This is a genomic window from Constrictibacter sp. MBR-5, from assembly GCF_040549485.1.
Classification (GTDB): domain Bacteria; phylum Pseudomonadota; class Alphaproteobacteria; order JAJUGE01; family JAJUGE01; genus Constrictibacter.
On sequence record NZ_JBEPTK010000010.1, the window covers coordinates 82,517 to 104,830 of the forward strand.

General features: G+C 67.5%; 20 protein-coding genes. 8 read left to right on the plus strand and 12 right to left on the minus strand.

The window, feature by feature from the left end; all coding sequences use genetic code 11:
• Positions 1-445 precede the first annotated feature (445 nt).
• Genes ABIE65_RS18985 through ABIE65_RS19000 form a run of 4 tightly spaced genes read left to right on the plus strand, consistent with a single transcriptional unit; the run spans position 446 to position 5,290 of the window.
• Positions 446-1,891, plus strand: a complete 1,446-nt coding sequence (locus ABIE65_RS18985; protein WP_354079901.1) for a hypothetical protein — start codon at positions 446-448, stop codon at positions 1,889-1,891.
• Complete coding sequence (locus ABIE65_RS18990; protein ID WP_354079903.1) at positions 1,872-2,693, plus strand: hypothetical protein; 822 nt, start codon at positions 1,872-1,874, stop codon at positions 2,691-2,693. The genes ABIE65_RS18985 and ABIE65_RS18990 overlap by 20 nt, the downstream gene beginning before the upstream one ends.
• The gene (locus tag ABIE65_RS18995) at positions 2,694-3,833 is read left to right on the plus strand and encodes a methyl-accepting chemotaxis protein (protein WP_354079905.1); all 1,140 of its coding nucleotides are present in this window, start codon (positions 2,694-2,696) and stop codon (positions 3,831-3,833) included.
• Positions 3,833-5,290, plus strand: a complete 1,458-nt coding sequence (locus ABIE65_RS19000; protein ID WP_354079907.1) for a thermonuclease family protein — start codon at positions 3,833-3,835, stop codon at positions 5,288-5,290. Before ABIE65_RS18995 ends, ABIE65_RS19000 begins: the two co-directional genes overlap by 1 nt.
• Positions 5,291-5,323: 33 nt before the next feature.
• Here the strand turns inward: ABIE65_RS19000 and ABIE65_RS19005 are convergent, their stop codons facing one another.
• Both ABIE65_RS19005 and rpmE read right to left on the minus strand, forming a co-directional pair.
• Complete coding sequence (locus ABIE65_RS19005; protein ID WP_354079909.1) at positions 5,324-6,937, minus strand: AMP-binding protein; 1,614 nt, start codon at positions 6,935-6,937, stop codon at positions 5,324-5,326.
• Positions 6,938-7,342: 405 nt separating this feature from the next.
• Positions 7,343-7,567 carry a 50S ribosomal protein L31 gene (gene rpmE / locus ABIE65_RS19010; RefSeq protein ID WP_354079911.1) on the minus strand — a complete coding sequence of 75 codons (225 nt, stop codon included), beginning with the start codon at positions 7,565-7,567 and terminating at the stop codon, positions 7,343-7,345.
• A 161-nt stretch (positions 7,568-7,728) separates the two neighbouring features.
• Here rpmE and ABIE65_RS19015 point away from each other — a divergent pair, with 161 nt between their 5' ends.
• Positions 7,729-9,003 (plus strand): LLM class flavin-dependent oxidoreductase, encoded by a 1,275-nt coding sequence (locus ABIE65_RS19015; protein WP_354079913.1) that lies wholly within the window; start codon positions 7,729-7,731, stop codon positions 9,001-9,003.
• Between the two features lie 3 nt (positions 9,004-9,006).
• Here the strand turns inward: ABIE65_RS19015 and hpxZ are convergent, their stop codons facing one another.
• The 7 genes from hpxZ to ABIE65_RS19050 form a co-directional block, all read right to left on the minus strand.
• Entirely contained in the window at positions 9,007-9,390 is a 384-nt protein-coding gene (hpxZ, locus tag ABIE65_RS19020) for an oxalurate catabolism protein HpxZ (protein WP_354079914.1), read from the minus strand.
• A 2-nt stretch (positions 9,391-9,392) separates the two neighbouring features.
• The gene (locus tag ABIE65_RS19025) at positions 9,393-10,784 is read right to left on the minus strand and encodes an AtzE family amidohydrolase (RefSeq protein ID WP_354079916.1); all 1,392 of its coding nucleotides are present in this window, start codon (positions 10,782-10,784) and stop codon (positions 9,393-9,395) included.
• Positions 10,781-10,969 (minus strand): DUF4089 domain-containing protein, encoded by a 189-nt coding sequence (locus ABIE65_RS19030; RefSeq protein WP_354079918.1) that lies wholly within the window; start codon positions 10,967-10,969, stop codon positions 10,781-10,783. The genes ABIE65_RS19025 and ABIE65_RS19030 overlap by 4 nt, the downstream gene beginning before the upstream one ends.
• A gap of 73 nt (positions 10,970-11,042) precedes the next feature.
• The gene (locus tag ABIE65_RS19035; protein WP_354079919.1) at positions 11,043-12,284 is read right to left on the minus strand and encodes an MFS transporter; all 1,242 of its coding nucleotides are present in this window, start codon (positions 12,282-12,284) and stop codon (positions 11,043-11,045) included.
• Positions 12,285-12,342: 58 nt separating this feature from the next.
• The gene (locus tag ABIE65_RS19040; RefSeq protein WP_354079921.1) at positions 12,343-12,987 is read right to left on the minus strand and encodes a glutathione S-transferase family protein; all 645 of its coding nucleotides are present in this window, start codon (positions 12,985-12,987) and stop codon (positions 12,343-12,345) included.
• A 135-nt stretch (positions 12,988-13,122) separates the two neighbouring features.
• Positions 13,123-14,034: a LysR substrate-binding domain-containing protein gene (locus tag ABIE65_RS19045; protein ID WP_354079923.1), complete on the minus strand. Its 912-nt coding sequence runs from the start codon at positions 14,032-14,034 to the stop codon at positions 13,123-13,125.
• Between the two features lie 85 nt (positions 14,035-14,119).
• The gene (locus ABIE65_RS19050; RefSeq protein WP_354079925.1) at positions 14,120-15,163 is read right to left on the minus strand and encodes a TauD/TfdA dioxygenase family protein; all 1,044 of its coding nucleotides are present in this window, start codon (positions 15,161-15,163) and stop codon (positions 14,120-14,122) included.
• A 158-nt stretch (positions 15,164-15,321) separates the two neighbouring features.
• On the opposite strand from ABIE65_RS19050, the gene ABIE65_RS19055 reads away from it, so the two are divergent.
• Positions 15,322-16,353, plus strand: coding sequence for a GSU2403 family nucleotidyltransferase fold protein (locus ABIE65_RS19055; protein ID WP_354079928.1), 1,032 nt, complete (start codon positions 15,322-15,324; stop codon positions 16,351-16,353).
• 21 nt (positions 16,354-16,374) lie between these two features.
• Here ABIE65_RS19055 and ABIE65_RS19060 read toward each other — a convergent pair whose 3' ends face one another.
• Genes ABIE65_RS19060 through ABIE65_RS19070 form a run of 3 tightly spaced genes read right to left on the minus strand, consistent with a single transcriptional unit; the run spans position 16,375 to position 19,409 of the window.
• Positions 16,375-17,199 (minus strand): sugar phosphate isomerase/epimerase family protein, encoded by an 825-nt coding sequence (locus ABIE65_RS19060; RefSeq protein WP_354079930.1) that lies wholly within the window; start codon positions 17,197-17,199, stop codon positions 16,375-16,377.
• Positions 17,199-19,001 (minus strand): translation elongation factor 4, encoded by a 1,803-nt coding sequence (lepA, locus tag ABIE65_RS19065; RefSeq protein ID WP_354079932.1) that lies wholly within the window; start codon positions 18,999-19,001, stop codon positions 17,199-17,201. Before lepA ends, ABIE65_RS19060 begins: the two co-directional genes overlap by 1 nt.
• Positions 19,002-19,046: 45 nt before the next feature.
• On the minus strand, positions 19,047-19,409 hold the full coding sequence (locus tag ABIE65_RS19070; protein ID WP_354079934.1) for a hypothetical protein: 363 nt from the start codon (positions 19,407-19,409) through the stop codon (positions 19,047-19,049).
• A gap of 123 nt (positions 19,410-19,532) precedes the next feature.
• On the opposite strand from ABIE65_RS19070, the gene ABIE65_RS19075 reads away from it, so the two are divergent.
• Positions 19,533-20,141: a biliverdin-producing heme oxygenase gene (locus ABIE65_RS19075; RefSeq protein WP_354079936.1), complete on the plus strand. Its 609-nt coding sequence runs from the start codon at positions 19,533-19,535 to the stop codon at positions 20,139-20,141.
• 25 nt (positions 20,142-20,166) lie between these two features.
• Entirely contained in the window at positions 20,167-22,299 is a 2,133-nt protein-coding gene (locus ABIE65_RS19080; RefSeq protein ID WP_354079938.1) for a histidine kinase dimerization/phosphoacceptor domain -containing protein, read from the plus strand.
• Positions 22,300-22,314 lie beyond the last annotated feature (15 nt).

The following is a 22,314-nucleotide window of genomic DNA, read 5'->3' on the forward strand; positions in this document are numbered from 1 at the left end:
CCGAACCTTCCCTTTCATTCCTTTTCCGGGGTGGCCGCCCGCCGCGGCGGCGGTGCGGCCTTGGCGTTCATCCCGATTCGTTCCCTTTTCGGGGGCAGGCCGCGCGCCGGGCCGGCGGACGGCGATACCGGAACATTCCTTTTTGTGGGTAGGCGGGTGGGTTGGGCGGCTGGCTCCCGCTCGGGCCATGGCGGCGGTGCGCAACGGAGGCGGAGCGCAAAGGGCACCGTCGGCCGTTTCCGTCCGTGCTGGGCATATTCACAGGTCCGACAGCGCACCCCGCAGGGGCCTTGACAAGATAGAGCTTTTTTTCTTATTCCACAACTCTTAGAGCTACCTTTCCGGGCGGGATCACGCTGGATGCAACCGGGGTTTCCGGCTTCATCTCCCTCCACTAGTGTGATCGCGCAAGCCACGGAGCCAGTAGTCGAACAGGACCGACAACGTGCCAACAACACCCCTCTCACGCCTTCTGGAGACGGTCAAACGGCCTTCGCATGATCGTCGCCCATCGATCGAGGTCTTCCCTGACCTCGATGTGAACCGCGTGGCCGCGGACCTACAGTTAGAGCGTTTTGGAAAGGAACGCGGTGGGCGGGGCGAGCCGCTAACGTCGTCCGCAACCCTTGATGAGGTCGAAGCTCGGATCGTGGAGCGCGTGGAGCAGGAGAAGAAGCGCGCTCATGGAATTCTTGAAGACGAGTTGCAGACCTATGCCGACCGCCTTTCCGCCCTCGACTTTGAAGGCCGCTTTTCGGCCATCGAACAAGCTGCGCAGGCATGCGTAGGCACGTTTAAGGCAGAGGTGGCCAAAGGCCGCGACGATCTACATGGAGCCCGGCGCGACTTAAAGGATCTTGAAGAAGAACGAAATACGTTCAAGGCCGATAATGGGTTGCGGCGCTCCGCGCGAGTTCAAGAAGGCGCTATTTATTTCGTTAAAATCTCGATAATATTTACCCTTTTGGTCGTCGAGACCCTCGCGAATAGCGTCTTTCTTGCAAAAGGCAACGAACAAGGCTTGGTCGGGGGATTCGTTGAGGCACTCTCATTTTCCGCAATAAACATCGGTAGCGCCATCGTCTTGGCCGTTTTCGGCGCACGCAACCTAAATCACAGGAATTATTTCAGAAAGCTTTTCGGCCTACTGTCGATACCAATATACGCGGGCATCGCGCTTGCATTAAACCTCGCTCTCGCACACTATCGAGACATAACCGCGACATTTATTGACGGCGGCGCTCAACTTGTCCTGGAAAAACTCTCGAACGACCCCTTGGGCCTTGGCGACATCCGGTCTGCCATCTTACTCTTTCTAGGCGTTCTGTTTTCTCTAATTGCATTTATTGACGCTCTCTTTCTTTTCGATCCTTACCCCGGCTACGGCCACCTGGAGCAGAGACTGCGAAAAGCGCGGGCCGATTATAGTCGGAAGAAGGAGTACGCCATCGACACGCTGATTGATGTTCGCGACTCCTATGATGACGCGCTGAAGGAGATTTACTCTGATCTGGCAGACCGGCGAGCCGAGCACGATTCGATCCTTGCTGCGAGAGCGCGCCTCGTACATTTATTCGACCAGCATCAGAACCATCTTGAGCGAACCGGCGGGGTACTCCTCACTACCTACCGGGAAGCGAACGTCAGCGCGCGAACGACCAAGCCACCAAAGCGCTACACAATGCCCTTTCAGTTAGAACGGATATCTATCCCGGCCAACCCACCCACTGGATGGGAGTCGGAAACATTGCAGGCACGGATTCATGAAATTCAACAAGTATTAAGCGACAATATCAAGGGCGTACATCGGGAGTTTGACACCGCGATCGATCATTATCGCCAGTTGGATGATCTTATACCGGAGACGCATAATGGCGCGCCGCAGGCGTAGCAGACCACCAGCACGCAATCTATCCGCCATAGCGGTAGCGACCAGTCTTTTTGCGGTCAGCCTCTTGGTTCTCGGGGCAATCATTTATTTGTATGCGTCCACGCCGTCGGCCCCCACTCTCGACCGCGAAACACTGTGCCCCAGTGATGGCCCACGGTCGGTCACGGTCGTCCTGCTGGATACCTCTGACAGCCTTTCCGTCCTTGCACGGACCGAACTAAAGGTTGCACTTGAGGACCTCGCATACAAGACGCCGATTCACGGACTGCTCGAACTCCGCGTGATCCCGTCACCTAACCCAGGGGGGACAATCGCGTTTTCGAAGTGTAACCCTGGCGATGGATCGAATCTTAGCGAGATAACCGCAGCGCCGCAGCTCGTTCGACGTCGCTGGCAAGCCGGCTTCAGAGAGCCCCTTGAACAGGCGCTCAGAGCGGGGTTCGACGGCGCTGACGCGAAAAGTTCCCCGATTATGGAGTCAATACAACAGATAACCGCGGAACGTTTTGCCAGCGACGTGGACCAGCTGAAGGAACGGCGCCTGATTATCGCGTCCGATATGATCCAGAATTCCGATGGCTACAGCCAGTATAAAGGCGACCTTTCATATGAGAGATTCCAGAAGTCTAGCGCCTACCAGCGACTTCAGGCCAACCTATACGGTGCCGCAGTCTCTATCATTTATGTGCCGCGAAGTGGCGTGAATATTAACTCTGTGTCGCATCTTTCTTTCTGGGAACGCTGGATTAATGCCAGCAACGGAACATTAGTGGCCGCCAAGCGAGTTCAGGGAGCGTCATAAATGCGCCGCCAACGTAGCACTGATGACATTGACCGGCCCTACATTAATGCGCTCGTCTTTTTTGCATTCGTTACCGCTGGGGCCGCCTTCATACTTGTCTCCAAGTTCAGCGGGCTTGCCCCCTATATTGTTACCGGTGTGCCCGTATGCTTCATGCTTGCCTACGCCGGATTTACTGTTTTGCTGCGGCGCTTTTCGCTGCGGGACGACCAGGCGGGCGACAACCTTTACTACATGGGTTTTCTTTTCACTCTCTGCAGCCTTGGCGTCTCGCTCTATCAATTCGACACTTCTTCCGGCGCAGAAAACATTGTTCGTAACTTCGGCATCGCCATTGCCTCGACAATCGCCGGGATAGCGCTGCGGGTACTTTTCAATCAGATGCGGAGGGATCCGCTCGACGTCGAACGCTCTGCCCGATTGGAACTCGCAGAAGCTTCACGGAAAGTGCGGCGCGAATTGGATAATACCGCCTTAGAGCTCTCCGGCTTTCGAAGGTCGCTCCAGCAATCCCTGACCGAAGCTTATGACGAAGTGGGCAAAGAAGTTGCGTCCCTCACGAAGCGGGTGAGTTCAGAGTTTGACAGCACACTCGCCGCAACGCGCGAGCCGTTGGATAAAGCAACACATGCCGCGGGCGACACGATCGGTACCATGACATCGATGATCAGAGCTCGCCTTGAGGAAGCCGGTGATAAGCTATCGCAGGAGTCGGAGCGCCTTTCCGCCTCCTCGCATGCGGTCAACGATGCCATCTTAGCCGTGGCACAACAGATCCTCGCGATAAAAACCCCAGGCGATATTATCGAGCAACAGCTTAAGCCCGTGTCCGAAATCCTCGAACGGCTCAGCCGCACGATAGACGATAACGCGCGGCTGTCACGCGAGGCGCTTGAAAGTAGCCGCCATGCCAGCGCGGAGCTCGTAGCTGTTTCAGCAGGTCTTACGGAGTCAACCAGCGCGCTTAGGGAGTCGCTGGATTCGATGGAGAAGGTGGCCACTCAGATCAGTACCTCCCTCGAAATCCAGCGAGCGAGACCTACCGCCCCATTGTACGCCGTCAGGGATGAGGCAGAGACAGCCTCGAATGACGCCTCTGCCGACGGTCCACCGCCCGCACGCCCTAAGCGGTGGTGGTAATGCGCCACGGCACTTCAATTAACCAGAACCGCGCAGGGTATGGCCGTGGCATCATCCTAGGTTTGACAATGGCGGAGGCGCTACTACTCGTTATTTTTTGTCTCCTCATCACCAGCGCGATCTTGTTTAAGGCTGAAGCGGATGCTAAGCGCGAGCTACAAGCGAAAGTCGCCTCACAACATACGGAAATCGTAGAGCTTTCTCATTTAATTAACCTCGCCGTGAAGCCCGACGACCCTCGCTCCGGTCGCGAGATTGCCGAGGAGTGGCGTGATCTAGTGCGCGCGCAGAAAATTTTGCAGCAGGCAGCCGAGAAGGGCCTTACATCGAGGATGATAGAAGCCAATGCAGCCCAGCTTGCGTCGGCGAACCAGTTGATACGTTCCGACAAGGACTTAGTGGAAGTAGCCGCTGATGCTGACTATGGCCGAGCGTTGCGGGATGAACTTCAGCCCCTTGGGCTGTCGGGCGCGAGTCCGGCTCAGGTTGGTAAACTTGTGGCCGCTGGCGCTGCGCGTAGTGCCCCCAGGACAGGGGATAACGACCTACCGCCAATAATCAGTCTTAGCGAAGCGGACGGCTATAGCTTCCAGACCGGCCGCGCTGCCGTTTCACCCGAATTCGAGCAACAGCTATCTGGCAGGATTGCGGACCACATCATCCGATTGGTCGATCAATACAATGTCGATATAATCGAAGTAATCGGCCACACCGATGATCAACCGATCATCGGGCGCAACTCGAATCTCGATACAAACATCTTGTCTGTCTTGCAAAATAAGGCGCCAGCCGAGCGATTGGCGCCTGGCGACAACGCTGGACTCGGTCTAGCGCGAGCGGTTTCGGTTGTCGATGTGTTAAATAAGCACGCGTCTTTGAAGGATCTCACCATACTCCCCCTCTCCGCCGGGCAGCTTCTCTTTCCTACCGATCAGATAAGCGTCAATGCACCGACGGGTGATCAGAAATCTAGACGGAGGATCGAAATACGCCTTCGCCGGTCCGCGAATTTTGACCGTAGTACTGAAGCGGCTTCACGAACCTCCGTTGCAGGTGATGCCCGTGTGATTGATGGCGACACGATTGAGATTGGCGCGGAGGTCGTCCGGTTGCATGGAATCGATGCGCCTGAGGCCGCACAGAACTGCGGCACTCGAAGCACTGCGTGGTCGTGTGGAGAGCAGGCGACCTTGGCGCTGACAAAGCTGATCGATCGCGCTCCCCTGGACTGCGTTATCCTGGACACAGACAGATATGGCCGATCTATCGGTAGGTGCGCGACCAAGGCGACCGATGACATCGGCGGTTGGCTCGTCGAGAATGGTTGGGCACTCGCCTATGTCAAATATTCCAGTGACTACGTAGAGGAAGAACGGGTCGCCAAAGCGGCCAGTCGTGGGATCTGGCAGAGCGATTTTGACGCGCCATGGGATTGGCGCCGATCCCGGCGAAATTGAGGCTCTTCGGCTCCCTCTGGCGATAGCCCGTTATCACCCCACCCGATCCCACGTCCCCGGCCCCACCCCGCGTGCGCGCAGCTTCGCCTTCTGCACCTTGGCCGTCGGGGTCTTCGGCAGGTCCGGCACGATCTCGATGAAGCGGGGCTGGGCGTAGCGGGGGAGTTCGCGGTCGGCGTGGGCGGCGATGGCGGCGGGGTCCAGGGTGGCGCCGGGCTGAGCCACGACGGCCAGCATCACCTCGTCCTCGCCGCCGTCGATGCCGGAGGGCACGGCATAGGCGGCGGCCTCGGCGACGCCGGGCAGGCGCTCGATGGCGGATTCCACCTCGAACGACGAGATGTTCTCGCCGCGGCGGCGGATGCAGTCCTTGATGCGGTCGACGAACACGACATAGCCGTCCTCGGCCATCGTCACCGCGTCTCCGGTGTGGAACCAGAGGTTGCGCCACGCCGCCACCGTGGCCTCCGGCATGCGGTGATAGCCCGCCATGAAGCCGAAGGCGGTGCGCGGCCGCACCAGCAGCTCGCCCACCGCGCCCGCCGACAGGGCCTCGGCCGACAAGGCCACGTCGGTCTCCGGATCGGCGACGATCACGTCGAACCAGCGCTCCAGCGGCCGGCCGCAGGTGCCGGGGCGGGCGAGGCCGACCTCGCCGTAGAGGGGGATGTTGACCTCGGTCATGCCGTAGACGCTGACCACCTCCGGCACGCCGAAGCGGTCGCGCAGGGTGGCCTCGTGCGCCGGCGGGTTGGGGGCGGCGGTGACGGCGCGCAAGGCATGGTCGCGGTCGCCGGCGGTGGGGGCCCGCGCGCAGACGAAGGCGCCGACGGCCCCCAGCATGTTGGTCAGGGTGCAGCCGTGGGCGCGGATGTCCTCGACCCAGGCCGACGCGCTGAACCGCGGGCGCACGACGGCCGAGGCGCCGGCGATCAGCGTGGCGCCCAGCTGCATCAGCAGGCCGTTGGCGTGGAACAGCGGCAGGACGACATAGTAACGGTCGGCCGGCGTCATGCGCAGCCGCTCCACCGTCGACAGGCCGAACAGGAAACAGTGCGCCTGGGGCATCAGCACGCCCTTGGACGGGCCGGTGGTGCCGGAGGTGTACATGATGCAGGCGGTGTCGCGCGCCCGCGGCATGGGGCCGTCATAGGGGGCGGCGGCGCGCCAGCCGTCGAGGGGGACGGTCTCGAACGGCGGCGGCGCCTCGGGACCGTCGGGCAGGGATTCGGTGGTCAGCAGGGTCTTCAGGCCGGGGATGCGCGGCGCGATCTCGGCGAAGCGGGCGGCGGCGGACGCGTCGGCTATGGCGAGCGCCGCACCGCTGTTCGCGACCTGATGCTCGAGGAAGGCGCCCTTCAGTTCGGTGTTGAGCAGGACGGCGACGGCACCCAGGCGGCAGAGGCCGAACCAGACGCGCACGAAGTCGAGGCCGTTCGGCAGCATGACGGCGACCGGGTCGCCGGGGCGGATGCCCAGGGCGGCGAGGAAGCCGGCCATGCGGGCGGCGGCGGCGGCGGTTTGGGCGTAGGTGAGGTCGGAGCCGTCTACCGTGCGCACGAAGAGGGCGTCGCCGCGACGCTCCGCCTGCCAGGCGAGGATCTCGGGCAGGCTCCACCGCGCCTCGTCGTGCAGACCCGGATACATGCGCTTCCCCCCGTCGGTGCTTCGTGCTTGGAGGGGATTATGCGGGATCGCGGGGGCGGCGGGAACGGCGGGTTGTGCGGGTGGAGGCACTCATCCGCACCTCCCCGGACGCGGCGCCGCAGGCGTCGCGCGCCGGGGCCCAGGGGGGCGGTGCGCGGGCTCTGGGTCCCGGCGCTCCGGGGCTGCGCCCCTCCGGCCGGGAAGGTGGGACTACGAAGCGTCAGCTCTCGTCGGGCGCGGGTTCGCCGGCGGCGTCCGCCTGGGTGCGGGCGCGCGACTGGTCCTTGCGGCGGCGGAGGTTTTCGCGCAGCGCTGCCGCCTGTCTCTCTTCACGCGTCATGCCGCGACCCTTCGCGGCGGCGCCGGGGCGCGCTGCGGAGGGATCCTGCGGCATCGACGCGCGGCCTACTTTATGCCGAGGCCTGAGAAGCGCTTGTTGAAGCGCGCGACCTGGCCGCCCGTGTCGAGCATGCGGCCGGTGCCGCCGGTCCAGGCCGGGTGCACGAGCGGGTCGATGTCGAGACGCAGCGAGGCGCCCGGCTTGCCGTAGGTCGACCGCGTCTTGTACTCGGTCCCGTCGGTCATGATGACCGTGATCTCGTGATAATCCGGGTGAATGTCGGCTTTCATCGCGCCCTCCGTGAAGCGCGGCTATATAGCGGCCAAATCCCCCGGAAGCAACCGCAACCGCACCCCGATCTGCACCGAGCAACCGGAGGGTGGGGGACTCGACCGGAAATCGCGGGCACGGCATCTTCGCACCACGCACAATAAGAGTGAGATCCGCCCCGATGTCCCAGCCCACCGCGAGCCCCAACCCCCGCATGCGCTTCGGCGCGTTCCTGGCGCCGCACCACCCGATCGGCGAGCACCCGATGCTCCAGTTCCGCCGCGACCTGGACCTCGCCGAGCATTGCGACCGGCTGGGCCTCGACGAGTTCTGGTGCGGCGAGCATCACTCCAGCGGCTGGGAGACCATCGCCTCGCCGGAGATGTTCCTGGCGGCGGCGGGCGAGCGGACCAAGCGCATCATGCTGGGCACCGGCGTCGTCTCCCTGCCCTATCACCACCCGTTCAACGTGGCGCAGCGCATGGTGCAGCTCGACCACATGACGGGCGGGCGCGCGATCTTCGGCTCCGGCCCCGGCGCCCTCTCCTCCGACGCCTTCGCGCTCGGCATCGACCCCATGGTGCAGCGCGACCGCCAGGACGAGGCGATCGGCGTCATCCGCCGCCTGATGCGCGGCGAGCGCGTCACCGCGGAGAGCGACTGGTTCACCATGCGCGACGCGGCGCTGCAGCTCCTTCCGCTGCAGGAGGACATGCCGTTCGCCGTCGCCTCGCAGATCAGCCCGTCGGGCATGACGCTGGCCGGCAAGCACGGCATCGGCATCATCTCGGTCGGCTCGACCTCGACCGAGGGCCTGACCGCGCTCCCCATGCAGTGGAGCTTCGCCGAGGAGGCGGCGGCCAAGCACGGCCAGGTGGTGGACCGCAAGAACTGGCGCGTCGTGCTGATGTGGCACATCGCCGAGACGCGCGAGAAGGCGGCCGAACAGGCCGGCCGCGGCCTGATGCGCTGGCACAACGAATATATCGTCGGCACGCTGCAGCGGCCGGGCGCCAAGCCGTTCAAGTCGCCCGAGGAGGCGGTGGAGAAGACCGGCTTCTCGCGCAACGCAGCGTCGACCATCGGCACGCCGGACGACCTGATCGCGCGCATCCGCGACATCCGCGAGAAGAGCGGCGGCTTCGGCACGGTGATCGGCTTCGCCCACGACTGGGCCAACCCCGAGGACACGTTCCGCAGCTGGGACATGGTGGCGCGCTACGTCGTGCCGGAGATCAACGGCTATATGGACGGCCTGCGCCGCTCGCAGAAATACGTGATCGAGAACCGCGCCTCGTTCGAGCGGGCGAGCCAGGCGGTGATGGCCAAGATCCAGGAGAACGAACGCGCCGCGGCGGCGCTCGCCAACACCAAGTCGAACCGGCTGGCCGTGTCGGGCTCCAACACGCCCGACTTCGACAAGCTGAACGCCGACAAGCTGAAGGCGGGCGAGTAGACCTCAGCGCGGCGGGTCGATTAGGCTCACATGGGCCGCGACGACCCGCCAGCCGGCGGGGGTGCGGACCCAGGTCTGGCTCTGGCGGCCGACCTTGGGCGTGCCGTCGCGGCGGAACTCGGTCATCGCCGTCGCGAAGTCGCGGCCCCAGGTCGAGATGACCGTGCGGTGCAGCGTCCGGGCGAGGCCGCGTGGGTCGCGGCCGGCGCGGAAGGCCCTGATCTCGGCATGGCCGTAGAGGTTTTCGGCCATGCCGTAGCGGATGGTGCGCGGGTCGTCGAGGAAGAGTTCGTCCAGGACGGCGACGTCGTTGGCGACGATCGCCGCCTCGTACCGGGCGAAGACGGCCTCGACCTCGGCCACCACGTCGGGGATGTCGCGTTCCATGCTCATGCTCCCGCGACCGGTGCCGTGGCGACACCGGCCGCCTCCAGCGTGTGGGCGACGCGCAGGGCCAGATCCTCGCGCCAGGGCGGGGCGATCACCTGGACGCCGATGGGCATTGCGCCCAGGCCGTGCAGCGGCACGGCGGCGACCGGCAGGCCGATGAAGGAGATCGGCTGGGTGTAGATGCCGATGTTCGGCCGCAGCAGCATCTCCACCCCGTCGAGCACCATGGTCTTCTGGCCGAGCTTCGGCGCCGTCACCGGCGTCGCCGGCGCCAGGATGACGTCGACGTCGCGGAAGACCTCCAGCATGCGGGCGTGGAACCAGCGGCGGAAGCGCTGCGCCTTCACGTACCAAGTGCCGGGGATCATGGCGCCGGAGATCAGCCGGTCGCGCACCTCCGGGTCGTAGTCGTCGGCGCGGGAGCGGACGGTGTCGAGATGCAGCGCCGCCCCCTCGACGTTGCTGATGACGAAGGCGGCGGCCCGGGCGCGGGCCGCCTCGGGGATCTCGACCTCGCGCGACACCCCGAGGGCGGCGGCGCAGCGGTCGACGGCTTCGTAGGCCTGGGCCTCGCCGCCGCGGCGGAAGTAGCCGCCGGCGACCGCGATGCGCAGGCCGTCGGTGCCCTTGGCCAGGTCCGTGGCGACCGGCTCGACGCCCCAGGCGGTGCAGGCGGCGTCGCCGGCGTCCGGCCCCTGCATCGCGTCGTAGGCCGCCGCGAGGTCGGCGACCGAGCGGGCGAAGGGGCCGAGATGGTCGAAACTGTCGACGAAGGGGAAGCTGCCGGTGCGCGGCAGGCGGCCATAGGTCGGCTTCAGGCCGAAGATGCCGCAGAAGGAGGACGGCACGCGGATCGAGCCGTTCGTGTCCGACCCCAGCGCCAGCGGCACCATGCCGGCCGCCACGGCGCCGCCCGAGCCGCCGGACGAACCGCCGGTCATGCGGGTCGGGTCGTGCGGGTTGCGCGCCGGCCCGTCATGGGCATTCTCGCCGGTGAAGTCGTAGGCGTACTCGCCCATGTTGAGACCGCCGAGCAGCACGGCGCCCGCACCGTTCAGGCGCCGGATCAGCGGGCCGTCGGCGGCGGCCGGCGGGCGGTCGCGGTTGATCTTCGACCCGGCGCGCGTCGGCAGGCCGGCGATGTCGAACAGGTTCTTCACGGCGAACGGCACGCCGGCGAGCGGGCCGGGATCGCGGCCGGCGGCGATGGTCGCGTCGACGGCGGCGGCCTCGGTCCGGGCGCGCTCGGCCGTCACGTCGGTGAAGGCGTTCAGGTGCGGGTTGGTCCGCTCGATGCGCAGCAGGGCCGCCTCGGTCACGGCGGCGGCCGTGACGTCGCCGGCGCGGACGGCCGCAGCAATGCCGGCGGCGGTGCCTTCGAGGATGCTCATGACCGGAACACCGGGCCGTTCTCGGTCTCGGGCGGCAGCGGGAAGTCGAGCACCGCCTGCGCCACGCGGCGCGTGTTGGCGAGGTGCATCAGCACGCCGGGGCGCTGCTCCGCCGTGATCGTCAGGTCCAGCATGGCGGCGGCACCCGCCAGCACCGCCTCGGCGTCGAATTCGTCTGCGGACATCGCGTCCTCCCTGGCTGTCGTTCTGGGGCAAGCAAGTCCCGTGCAACCGCTCCCGCGGCCGAGCCGGCCCAGCCTAGCGCGCGCGCCAGCCGAAACGCAGCAGCACCGTGACGGCGCCCAGAGCCGAGCCGAGCGCCATCACCAGGAAGGCGGCGGACCAGGCGTCGGGATCGCTCATCCCGCCGAAGAGATAGAGCGTGACGCCCACCGCCAGGGGCCCGAGGAAGCCGGCGACGAAGCCGCAGAAGCCGTAGAGCGCCAGGGTCAGGCCGCGGCGGCGCGGATCGGCCGACGCCACCACGCCGCCGGCGATGGAGCCGGTGTCGCCGAAGCTGGTGCTGCCGTGCAGCAGCAGCAGGGCGAGGACCAGCGGGAACGCCGCCTCGCGCAGCACGGCGAGTGCCACACAGACCAGGACCGAGGCGACGGTGACCGCCAGCACCATGCGCGGCCGGCCGACCCGCACGGCCAGTTCGGCGATCAGGATCGTCGCCGGCACGGCGAGCAGCGCCGAGATGCCGGACAGCAGCGCCGGATTCCAGCCGAAGCCGTCATTGCCGGGCAGGCCGGCGTTGAAGACGACGAAGGCGACGAACCAGGTGCGGATGGCGAACACCTCCCAGGTGTTGCCCACATAGCACGCGATCCAGGCGACGACGTCGCGGTTGCGCAGCACGGGCCGCACGTCGAGCATCGCCAGGGGCGGCGCGGTCGCAGCGTTTGCGTGCCGCTCCACCGGCGGCACGAGGAGCAACAGCGGCACCGCCAGCAGCGGCCCCACGGCACCGGCGACGAACGCCCACTCCCAGCCCCAGGCTGCGGCGACTAGGCCGGCGACGACGAAGGAGCCGCCGCTGCCCACGGCATAGGCGGCGGTATAGATGCCGGTTGCGCGCGCCTGCGCCGGGCCGGCGGTGCGTTCGGCCAGCAGCTTTAGCCCCGGCATGTGCACCCCGGCGAGGCCGACCCCGCTGAGGAAGCGGGCTGCCAGGCCACCCCAGAAGCCCTCGGCGAAGACGAAGGCGAGCGACGCCACGGCACCGATGACCGACGCCACCGCCCAGACGCGCCGACCGTCGATGCGGTCGGTGAGGCCCGACATGAAGGGCACCGCGGCGGCGTAGCCGGCGAAATAGATGCCGCCGATCCATCCCGCCTCGGTCTCGGTAAGGTCCCAGAGCGGCACCAGCGTCGGCAGCACCGCGGGAAAGGCCATGAGGCCGATCTGGTTGAGGACGAGGCCGAGGGAGAGGATCGCGGTCAGACGGACGGCGCCCGCACGACCCGCCCTGGATGGTGTGCCGGCGTCGCTCACGCGGGACGACCGGCGGTGCCGAGGGCAATGCCCCTGCGGCCGCCGTCCGCGGCGCCGGTCAGACGGTGCGTGGCAGGCGTTTGCCCGGCAAAAGTGCGTATGGTGCCTGCCAGCCCGGCAGTGTGGCCAGCCGCTGCAGCCAGGCGGCCACCGCCGGGTAGGCGGCGGGCAGATCGTAACCGGCCTCCTCGGGCGGAAAGGCGAGATAGCCGCACATCGACAGGTCTGCGACCGTCGGCCGGTCGCCGACGACGAACGCCCGATCCCGCACCTGGGCGTCGAGGATGCCGAGGAAATCGTCGACCCGGCCGCGCAGATAGGCCTGCACCTGCGGATCCGGGGCGGGCGTGAACGCGCGCCGGTAGCGGTAGGCCGCCAGGAAGCCGCTGAGCTTCTGATTGTCCCAGAAGAGCCAGCGCAGCACCTCGAACCGTTCCGCCTCGTCCCGGCCGCCGAAGCGGCCGTAGCGCTCGGCGAGGCGCAGCAGGATCGGCGCGGTCTGCGTGAACCGGACGCCGTCCTCCTCCAGCACCGGGATCTCGCCCATCGGATTGACGCGCGCGCGCCAGTCGGCGGTGCGCGTGACCCCGGCGCCGAAATCGGTCCAGACCGGCTCGAACGATGCGCCGCAGAGCGTCAGCATGAGTGCCAGCTTGAAGCTGTTCCCGGACTCGGGGAAGTAGTGAAGGCGGTACGTCCTCATCGGCGGTGCATCCCGGCCGGCGGGAGCCGGGTGCTCCGCGCGCTGTTGCCCTGGCCGGGACGCTAGACGGGCGCGTGCCGCGGCACCATTCAGTTCGCAGACGCGAGGGCTCAGTTCCGTGCAACATGCGGGGGCTCAGACCGTCGCGGCCGGCGTCGGGGCGAAGGCCGCCGCCTCGGTGCGCAGCCATGTCCGGAACTGCCGGAAGCGGCGGTCCGGCGTGCCACCCCGGCGGCGCAGCAGATGGAAGCGCGACGGCAAGGCGACCTGTCCGGGAAACAGGCGCACGAGCCGGCCCTGCTCGACATACGGGCGCACGAGAGGATCGAGCCCCAACGCGACGCCCATCCCGGCCGCCGCCGCCTCGTAGACGAGTTGGAGATTGTCGAAGCCGCGCACCTCCGGCAGCGGCCCGTCGACGCCCGCGCCGGCGAACCAGTCGCGCCAGAACGCCGGCTGGTGGGAGGTGCCGATCAGCGGGTGCCCGAGCAGCAGGTCGCGCGGTCGGCGTTCCGCCGGCAGGGTGGCGACGAAGGCGGGGCTCGCCACGGGAAAGGCCTGCACGGGCAGGAAGGGCTCGCAATCCAGTCCCGGCCAAGGCCCCCTGCCCAGCCGTATCGCGGCGTCGATATCCGGCCGCGCCTCCAGGTCCACGAGGTCCGCTGAGGTGTGGAACTCGACCCGGAGATCGGCGTGGCGCCCGCGCAGCCGGCCGAGCCGCGGCACCAGCCAGTTCGCGGCGAAGGTCGGCATGACGCTGACCCTGATCGCGCCGTCCCTCCCCTGCGCGCGGACGGCCTCGGTCGCGTCGCGCATGCCCTCCCAGGCCGGGGCGAGTGCTGCGAAATAGGCGGCCCCCGCTTCGGTGAGATCGAGGCCGCGCGCGTGGCGCCGGAACAGGCGGACGCCGAGTTCCGCCTCCAGCATGCCGATGCGGCGGCTGAGGGCCGGGACCGTGAGGTTCATGTCCGACGCGGCGCCGGCGAGGCTCCCCGCCCGCGCCACCGCGACGAAGGCATCCATGGGACCGAGGGGAAGTCGTCGCATGCGGGCAGAGTAGGTCTCCGCCGCCGCCGCTGTCGAGCCTGCCCCGGCCGCCAGTGAACCGCCGGTGGGCCGCTGGTGCGCCGCCCTACTCCGCCGCCGCCGCGTCGCCCTTTGCTTCCGGGGGCAGCCAGCTGCGCGCCTCGCCGTCGTAGAGGGCGCCGGGGTTGCCGCGGACGGTGGTGCGCCACATGACGCGGTCGACATGGTCGGCGTCGAACCAGGTGGCGGTGTGGACGGTGCAGCGATTGTCCCAGACGACGAGGTCGCCGGCCGTCCATTCGTGGACGTAGACGAATTCCGGCCGCGTGTAGTGGGTCATCAGCGCGTCGAGCAGGGCGGCACCCTCGCCGTGCGGGCCGGGCTCCAATCCGACGAACGGTCCCTCGAACCAGTCGAGCTGGCTCGACTCGCAGAGATAGAGGGCGGGGCGGCCGGTGACCGGATGGGCGCGCACCACCGGCTGGCGCTGCGAGCGGGCGAGCGGCTCCTGCGGGCCGGGGGTGGCGCCGGCCAGCATGTCGGCGCGGGTGCGGCCGCTGTGCGGCTTGACGTGCAGCGCCTCCAGCCCGTCAACGCGGGCCTTCAGGTCGGGCGGCAGGGCGGCATAGGCGGCGGTGCCGTCGGCGAACAGGGTCTGCGCCTGGTCGCGCGGTGCCGCCACCTTGCAGTAGAAGAGCGAGATGTCCGGCGGCGGCCGGCGATAGCTCTGGTCGGTGTGCCAGCCGCTGCGCTGCGGATACTGCACCGGGAAACGGCCGTCGGCGGTCAGCGGCGGCTCCGGCCGCTTCGGCGGCGCCCGCTTCACCGGCGGCACGTTGGAGACGATGAAGATCTCCGGCACCGCGCCGTGCACCATGTTCAGCGCGGTCAGCGTGCGGCGATAGTCCTCGACCTCCGGCCCGAACAGGCGCGAGAGCCGCAGCAGCAGCATGGGATCGTCGGAAATGCCGTCTAGACCCTGCAGCGCCAGCACCCCGCCCGCCTCGGCCAGCATACGCGGCAGCGTCTCCGGCACCGCCTCGGCCGCCGCGACCAGGGCATTGGCGTCGCCCGGTGCCTCCGCGAGGCGCACCGTGCCGCCGAAGCCGGCGGTGGGAAGGGGGGTGGAGAGTTCGAGGGTCCGGGTCATCGCATGCCTCCGCCATGGTGCCGCCCGAAAGAGTGCGGCGCGCGCGGGGGACATGCAAATAGCGGGCTGGGGACACCGTGGGATTCTGCTTTGTCCCAGAGCCCGCCGGGGTCATTTATCCCGCATATCGGCGAAATTGCCATTTGCGGGATAAATTCATGTCCGACGCCGCGACGCCCGGTGCGGTCGTGCCGTTCAGCGAGGAGCAGTTGCGGCTTCTCGTGAACCTGGAGCAGCAGTACGAGGTCTGGATCGAGGCCGAGCGGCGGCTGTTCGCCCTGCCCTATGGCCTGAAGTGGAAGCGGATCTCCGGCCGCGACTACCTCTACGCGGTCACCGACCGGGTGGGCAACGGGCGGAGCCTGGGGCCGCGGTCGGCGGAGAACGAGGCGGCGTACGAAACCTATCGCCGCGACAAGGCGGAGGCGGCGGAGCGGCGCGACCTGAGTGCGGCGCGGCTTGCCGAGACGGCGCGGCTCTATCGTGCGCTGCGGCTGCCGCTGCTGGCGTCCGAGGCGGCGCGCATCCTGCGCGAGGCCGACCGGCGCCAGTTGCTGGGCACGCACCTGATGGTGATCGGCACCAACGCGATGCCGGCCTATGCGGTGGAGGCGGGCGGCCTGATCCGCGGCGCGCCGGAGGAGACCGAGGATTTCGACATGGCGTGGATCGCACGGCAATCGGAAGACGGCGATCCCGCCGCGCCGGTCTGGACGATGCTGAAGGCGGTCGATCCGACCTATACTGTGAACACGGAACGCAGCTTCCAGGCGCGCAACGCTGCCGCGTACGAGGTGGAGATACTGACCGCTCCTTCGCGCGCCGCAGGCATGGCGCGAACCGACCGGCCGCGGCCGACGCCGCTGGAGGAGCAGGAATGGCTGCTGCCGGGGCGGCCGGTGACCCGCACCGTGGTGGCGCGCGACGGATCGCCCGCGCGCATCGTCGCACCCGACCCGCGCTGGTTCGCCCTGCACAAGCTGTGGATGTCGGCGCAGGCGAAGCGGAACCCGCTGAAGCGGCCCAAGGACGCGAAGCAGGGAACGGCGCTGCTCGACGCGGTCGCGGAGACGATGCCGCAGTTCCCGCTGGACGCGGCGTTCGCGGCGGAACTGCCGGACGAACTGGTGCCGCATTACGCCGCCTGGAAAAGCCGCCGGCCCGAGCGGGTGCCTCCGCGCTGGCAATGACTGACGTCCGTCAGCCGCGCTTCAGCGCGCCGCCATCCACTCTCGCCCCCGCACCATGTCGTCCGGCGTTCCCCAGGCGCACATATAGTGCCCGGCGAACCCCGCCCCCTCGGTGCGGCGGAACAGGTCGGGCCAGTCGATCATGCCGTCGCCGGGGGGCAGGTGCTGCTCGTATTCGCCGTTGCTGTCGGCCAGCCGCACCTCGCTGCAGCGGTCGAACGGCAAGGCGTCGAGGAAGCCGGCGATGCCTTCTGGTTCCAGGGTGGCGTGGTTGACGGTGAAGGACCAGCCGAGGTGCGGCGAGGCGATGCGGTCGAAGAAGAAGCGGCATTCCTCGATCGAGTGGGCGAGATAGTGGACCTCGGCGCGGTCGGGTTCGCGGTTGGTGTTTTCCAGGAGGAGCCGGACGCCGCGCACCTCGGCGTGATCGACGGCGCGGTTCAGGCGGTCGAGGGCGGCGGTCATGCGCGCGTCGCGGTCGGCGGTGAAATGGTAGCCGGCGTGGACGACGATCCAGCCGGCGCCGGTCGCGGCGGCGACGTCGATATAGGCCCTGAGATAGGCGTCGGCGGCGTCGCGCAGGAAGGGCGAGACCTCGGCGACGTTGACGGCCGAGAGGGTGTGCAGGCCGAGTGCTACGCCGTGCTCGGCGCAGGCGTCGCGCAGGCGGGCGCAGCGGTCGGCGTCGAAACTCTCCAGCGCGTTGGGCGCGAGGTCGAGTTCGACGTCGGCGAAGCGGATGCCGTGCGCCGCCGCCCAGGCGACGGCTTCCTCGGCGGGCAGCCTGCGGCCGAAATCGATGCCGATGCGGTCCCGCAGGGAAAGTGCGGGAGCCGCCGGGCCCATCAGCCCTCGCCCATCTTCAGGGCGGCGATGAAGGCGGACTGCGGAATCTCGACCTTGCCGAAGGTGCGCATCTTCTTCTTGCCCTCCTTCTGCTTCTCCAGGAGCTTCTTCTTGCGGGTGATGTCGCCGCCGTAGCATTTCGCGGTCACGTCTTTGCGCATCGCGCTGACGGTCTCGCGGGCGATCACCTTGGCGCCGATCGCCGCCTGGATGGCGATCTTGAAGAGCTGGCGCGGGATCAGGTCCTTCAGGCGGGCGCACAGGGCGCGGCCGCGCGGCTCGGCCTGGCTGCGGTGGACGATCATCGAGAGCGCGTCGACCGGCTCCAGGTTGACCAGGATCGACAGCTTGACGAGGTCGCCCTCCTCATAGCCTTCGATGGCATAGTCGAAGCTGGCATAGCCGCGGCTGACCGACTTCAGCCGGTCGTAGAAGTCGAACACCACCTCGTTCAGCGGCAGGCGGTAGACCACCATGGCGCGGGCGCCGGCATAGGTGAGTTCCTGCTGCTGGCCGCGGCGGTCCTCGCACAGCTTTAGGATCGAGCCCAGATACTCGTCCGGAACGAAGATCGTCGCCTTGATCCAGGGTTCCTCGATCTTGGCGATCTTCACCACGTCCGGCATGTCGGCCGGATTGTGCAGTTCCTTGATCGAGCCGTCGTTCATGTGCAGGCGGTAGACGACCGACGGCGCCGTCGCGATGAGGTCGAGGTTGAACTCGCGCTCGAGCCGCTCCTGCACGATCTCGAGATGCAGCAGCCCGAGGAAGCCGCAGCGGAAGCCAAAGCCCAGGGCGGGCGAACTCTCCGCCTCGAAGGCGAAGCTGGCGTCGTTCAGGCGCAGGCGGCCGAGGCTCTCGCGCAGATGCTCGAAATCGGCGGCGTCGACCGGGAAGAGCGAGCAGAAGACGACCGGCACGCTGGGCTTGAAGCCGGGCAGCGGGCCGGCGGCCGGGTTGCGGTCGTCGATGATGGTGTCGCCGACCTGGCAGTCGGCCACCGTCTTGATGGCGGCGTTAATGTAGCCGATCTGGCCGGGGCCGAGTTCGTCGACCTTCATCTTCTTCGGCTTGAAGATGCCGACGTCGTCGACGTCGTAGACGGAATCGTTCGCCATCATGCGGATGCGCATGCCCTTGCGCACCACGCCGTTCTTCACCCGCACCAGGGTGATGACGCCGAGATAGGGGTCGTACCAGGAATCGACGAGCAGCGCCTGGAGCGGCGCGTCGCGCTCGCCCGTCGGCGGCGGCAGGCGCTGGACTAGCGCCTCCAGCACGTCGGGCACGCCCATGCCGGTCTTGGCCGAGATCTCGACCGCGTCCGAGGCGTCGAGGCCGATGACGTCCTCGATCTGCTGCTTGATGCGGTCGGGCTCGGCCGCCGGCAGGTCGACCTTGTTCAGGACCGGCACGATCTCGTGATTGTTGTCGATTGCCTGATAGACGTTGGCGAGCGTCTGCGCCTCGACGCCCTGGGTGGCGTCGACGACGAGCAGCGAGCCCTCGCAGGCGGCGAGGCTGCGGCTGACCTCGTAGGCGAAGTCGACATGGCCGGGCGTGTCGATGAGGTTCAGCTCGTACTGCTGACCGTCCTTGGCCGTGTAGTCCAAGCGGACGGTCTGCGCCTTGATCGTGATGCCGCGCTCGCGCTCCAACTCCATGTTGTCGAGCACCTGTTCGCGCATCTCGCGGTCGGTCAGGCCGCCGCAGATCTGAATCAACCGGTCGGCGAGCGTCGACTTGCCGTGGTCGATGTGCGCGATGATCGCGAAGTTCCGGATGTGTGCGAGGTCGGTCATGGGACGGTATGTAGCATCGCCCCCGCGCCGCGCAAATCGTGCAGTTCAGTCCGGTGTGGAACCGCCGCTCCGGTCGGCGGGGAGCGTGGACGACGACGTGGCCGGAAGGCTGAGAACGGGCATGGGCGGCGGCCGGCGCGTCGCGTCTTCCATGGCCATGTCGTGGAGCCTGCGGCGCAGCTCCGCCTTGCGGACTTCGCTCTTCAGCCATTCCTCCTCAGACAGCGCCTGCGCCGCGCGCCGCAGCGTCCAGAGGTTGAACGTGCACATCGCCGCCGGGAGCGCAAAGACCAGTGTCCCGGTGAGACTGGACTTCCTGCCGAACAGCATCGCCAGCGCCATCAGGCCGAAGAGGATGATGACGAGCCCATTGCCGTAACGACTTATGAATCGGACATAAAACGGCATCGCCTGGGCCCCTGTCCTACCTCGGTGTGGTTGAGATCGCACCACCTGCGCCCCAGACTCTGCGCGGGGCATTCCACAGGAGATGGTCGTGGCGTCGTTCGCTGGATCGCGGACTGCATCTTCTTGACCGCGCGTAAAGAAATCACGAACCCGCCGCCGGCGGCCAACCCGCTGCTGGCGGCGCTGCGCGCCCGCACGGAGAACGATCACCGGCGGACGGAGGATGCCGTCGACATCGACGCGCATCTGGCCGACCGGGGCGGCTATCGCCGCCTGCTCGGACGGTTCTGGGGCTTCTATGCGCCGCTGGAGGCGGCACTCGCGGCCGTGTCGTGGCCCGACGGTGCGGCGCCCGGGGGTATCGGCGCGAAAGGCCCGCTGCTGGCGGCCGACCTGAAGGCGCTCGGCGTGACCGACCCGGGCACCCTGCCCGTCTGCACCCACCTGCCGCCGATACGCGGCTGGCGCGAGGCGATCGGCTGCCACTACGTCCTGGAAGGATCGACGCTGGGCGGACGGGTGATCCTGAAGCGCATGCGGCGCGAAGCGGAGGCGGACGACGACGCGCTGCCCGCTGCCTTCTTTTCGGCGTATGGCGACGCTACGGGAGAGCGCTGGCGGACGTTCTGCAGCTTTCTGCGGAGCCATTCCGGCGACCCGAACGTTCTCGCCACGGCACCCGCTGCCGCAGAAGCCACCTTCTCCGCCCTGGAGCGGTGGCTGCGCCGTTAGGTCCGATCGTCCCCGAGGCTCTTCCATGCTGTCCCAAGATCTCCTCCGCCGGCCGGACGTCATGAACTGCGACCAGGAACCGATACACGTTCCGGGCGCGGTGCAGCCGCATGGCGTGCTGCTGGCCCTGCGGCCGTCGGACATGCGCGTCACGCAGTGCGGCGGCGACACGGAGCGCCTGCTCGGACTGGGCACGGACGCCATCGTCGGCCGGAAGCTGGACCAGATCGTGCCGGGCGGACTGGCGGAGGCGATAGAGCGCTGCCTGCGCGAGCACGATATCGACCGCAAGCCGATGCACCTCGCGGAACACCGGATGGGGGGCCCGGGCCGGCTGTTCGACGTCTTCGTCCACCGCATCGAGGGGCAGCTGATCGTCGAGCTGGAGAACCTGTCCGTCGCGCCCGACACCGGCGACATCTTCGCCAAGCTGCTGGCGACGACGAGCAGCCTGCACGCGGCGGAGACCTTGGACATCCTGCTGGAGCGGGTGCCGGTGGAAGTGCGGCGCCTGACCGGGTTCGACCGGGTGATGGTCTACCGCTTCCTGCCCGACGACAGCGGAACGGTGATCTCGGAGGCGCGACTGCCGGAGATGGCGCCCTATCTCGGGTTGCGCTTTCCGGCCTTCGACATTCCGCCGCAGGCGCGCGCGCTCTACGTCAAGAACTGGATCCGCCTGATCCCGGACGCCGGCTATACGCCGCAGCCGATGCGCGGCGCGGCGACGTCGCCGCTCAACATGAGCTTCAGCGTGCTGCGGAGCGTGTCGCCCGTCCACCTGGAATATCTGAAGAACATGGAGGTCGGCGCCTCCATGTCGATCTCGATCGTCAAGGACGGGGCGCTGTGGGGGCTGATCGCCTGCCATCACCGCACGCCACGGCATGTGCCCCATGCGGTCCGGGCCGTCTGCGCGCTGCTCGGCCAGCTGATCGCGCTGGAGGTGGGCAAGCGCGTGGCGGCGGATCGCGAGATGCGACGCACGCGCGACGTGCGGATCAGGCGCGCGCTGTCCGAGACCATGGAGCAGCACACCGACCTGGCCTCCGGCCTGTACGCCAATGCGCAAGACCTGATCGACCTGGTCGGCGCGGAGGGCGTGGCGGTCTGCACCGACGGGAAAATCCGCACGTCCGGACGCACGCCGCGCCCCGCACAGATCCGCCGGCTGATCACCTGGCTGGCGCAGCGCGGCGACGAAGCGGTGTTCGTGACCGACAAGCTGAGCCGTTGCTATCCGCCGGCCGCACGATGGGCGCATGGCGCGGGCGTGCTGGCGATGCGCATCGCACCGGGCACCGACGACCATCTGCTGTGGTTCCGCGACGAGATCCTGAAGACGATCCGATGGGCCGGCGACCCGCGCAAGGCGGCCGCCGGCCTGCTGGATCCGGGCAAGCCGCTGAGCCCGCGCAGTTCCTTCGCGGCGTACGAGGAACAGGTTCGCGAGACCTCGGCGCCCTGGGATCAGGAGGAGATGAGCGTCGCGGACGCGTTGCGCGTGTCGATCGTCGAGCGCAGTCTGCGCGCCGCGCTGGCGCACAACCAGGAGCTGGCGCAGCATCGCGAGGTGCTGATCCGGGAGATCAACCACCGGGTGAAGAACAGCCTGCAGCTGACATCGAGCATCATCAACCTGCAGAGCCGGCGCGTCACCGACCCGGCCTCACGCGAACTGTTCGCCCAGGCGGTGCAGCGGATCCGCGTCACGGCGCGCACGCACGAGCGGCTCTACCGCGACCATGACGGCACCAGCGTGGAGTTCGGGACCTATCTGCGCGAGCTGTGCGACGACCTCGCGCGGACCTATGGCGACGCGAAGGTGGTGGTCGACGCGCGGCGGGTGCAATTGCCGGCCGACACGGCGATCAACCTGGCGCTGATCGCCAACGAACTGGTCACCAACGCCTTCAAATATGCTTTCCCTGACGGTCGCGCGGGACTGGTCAGCGTGAAGTTCACCGGTAACGAGCAGAAATGGTGCCTGCACGTCGCCGACGACGGCGTCGGCCTGCCGAAAGGATTCGCCGCCCGCAACGGGCAGTCTCTCGGGATGCAGATCGTCGAGGGGTTGTCGAGCCAACTCGGCGCCACCCTCACCGCAGAGAACCGCGCGGCCGGGGCGGTCTTCGCCGTCAGATCGACCGGCACCTAGCCGAAGGCACCGGTC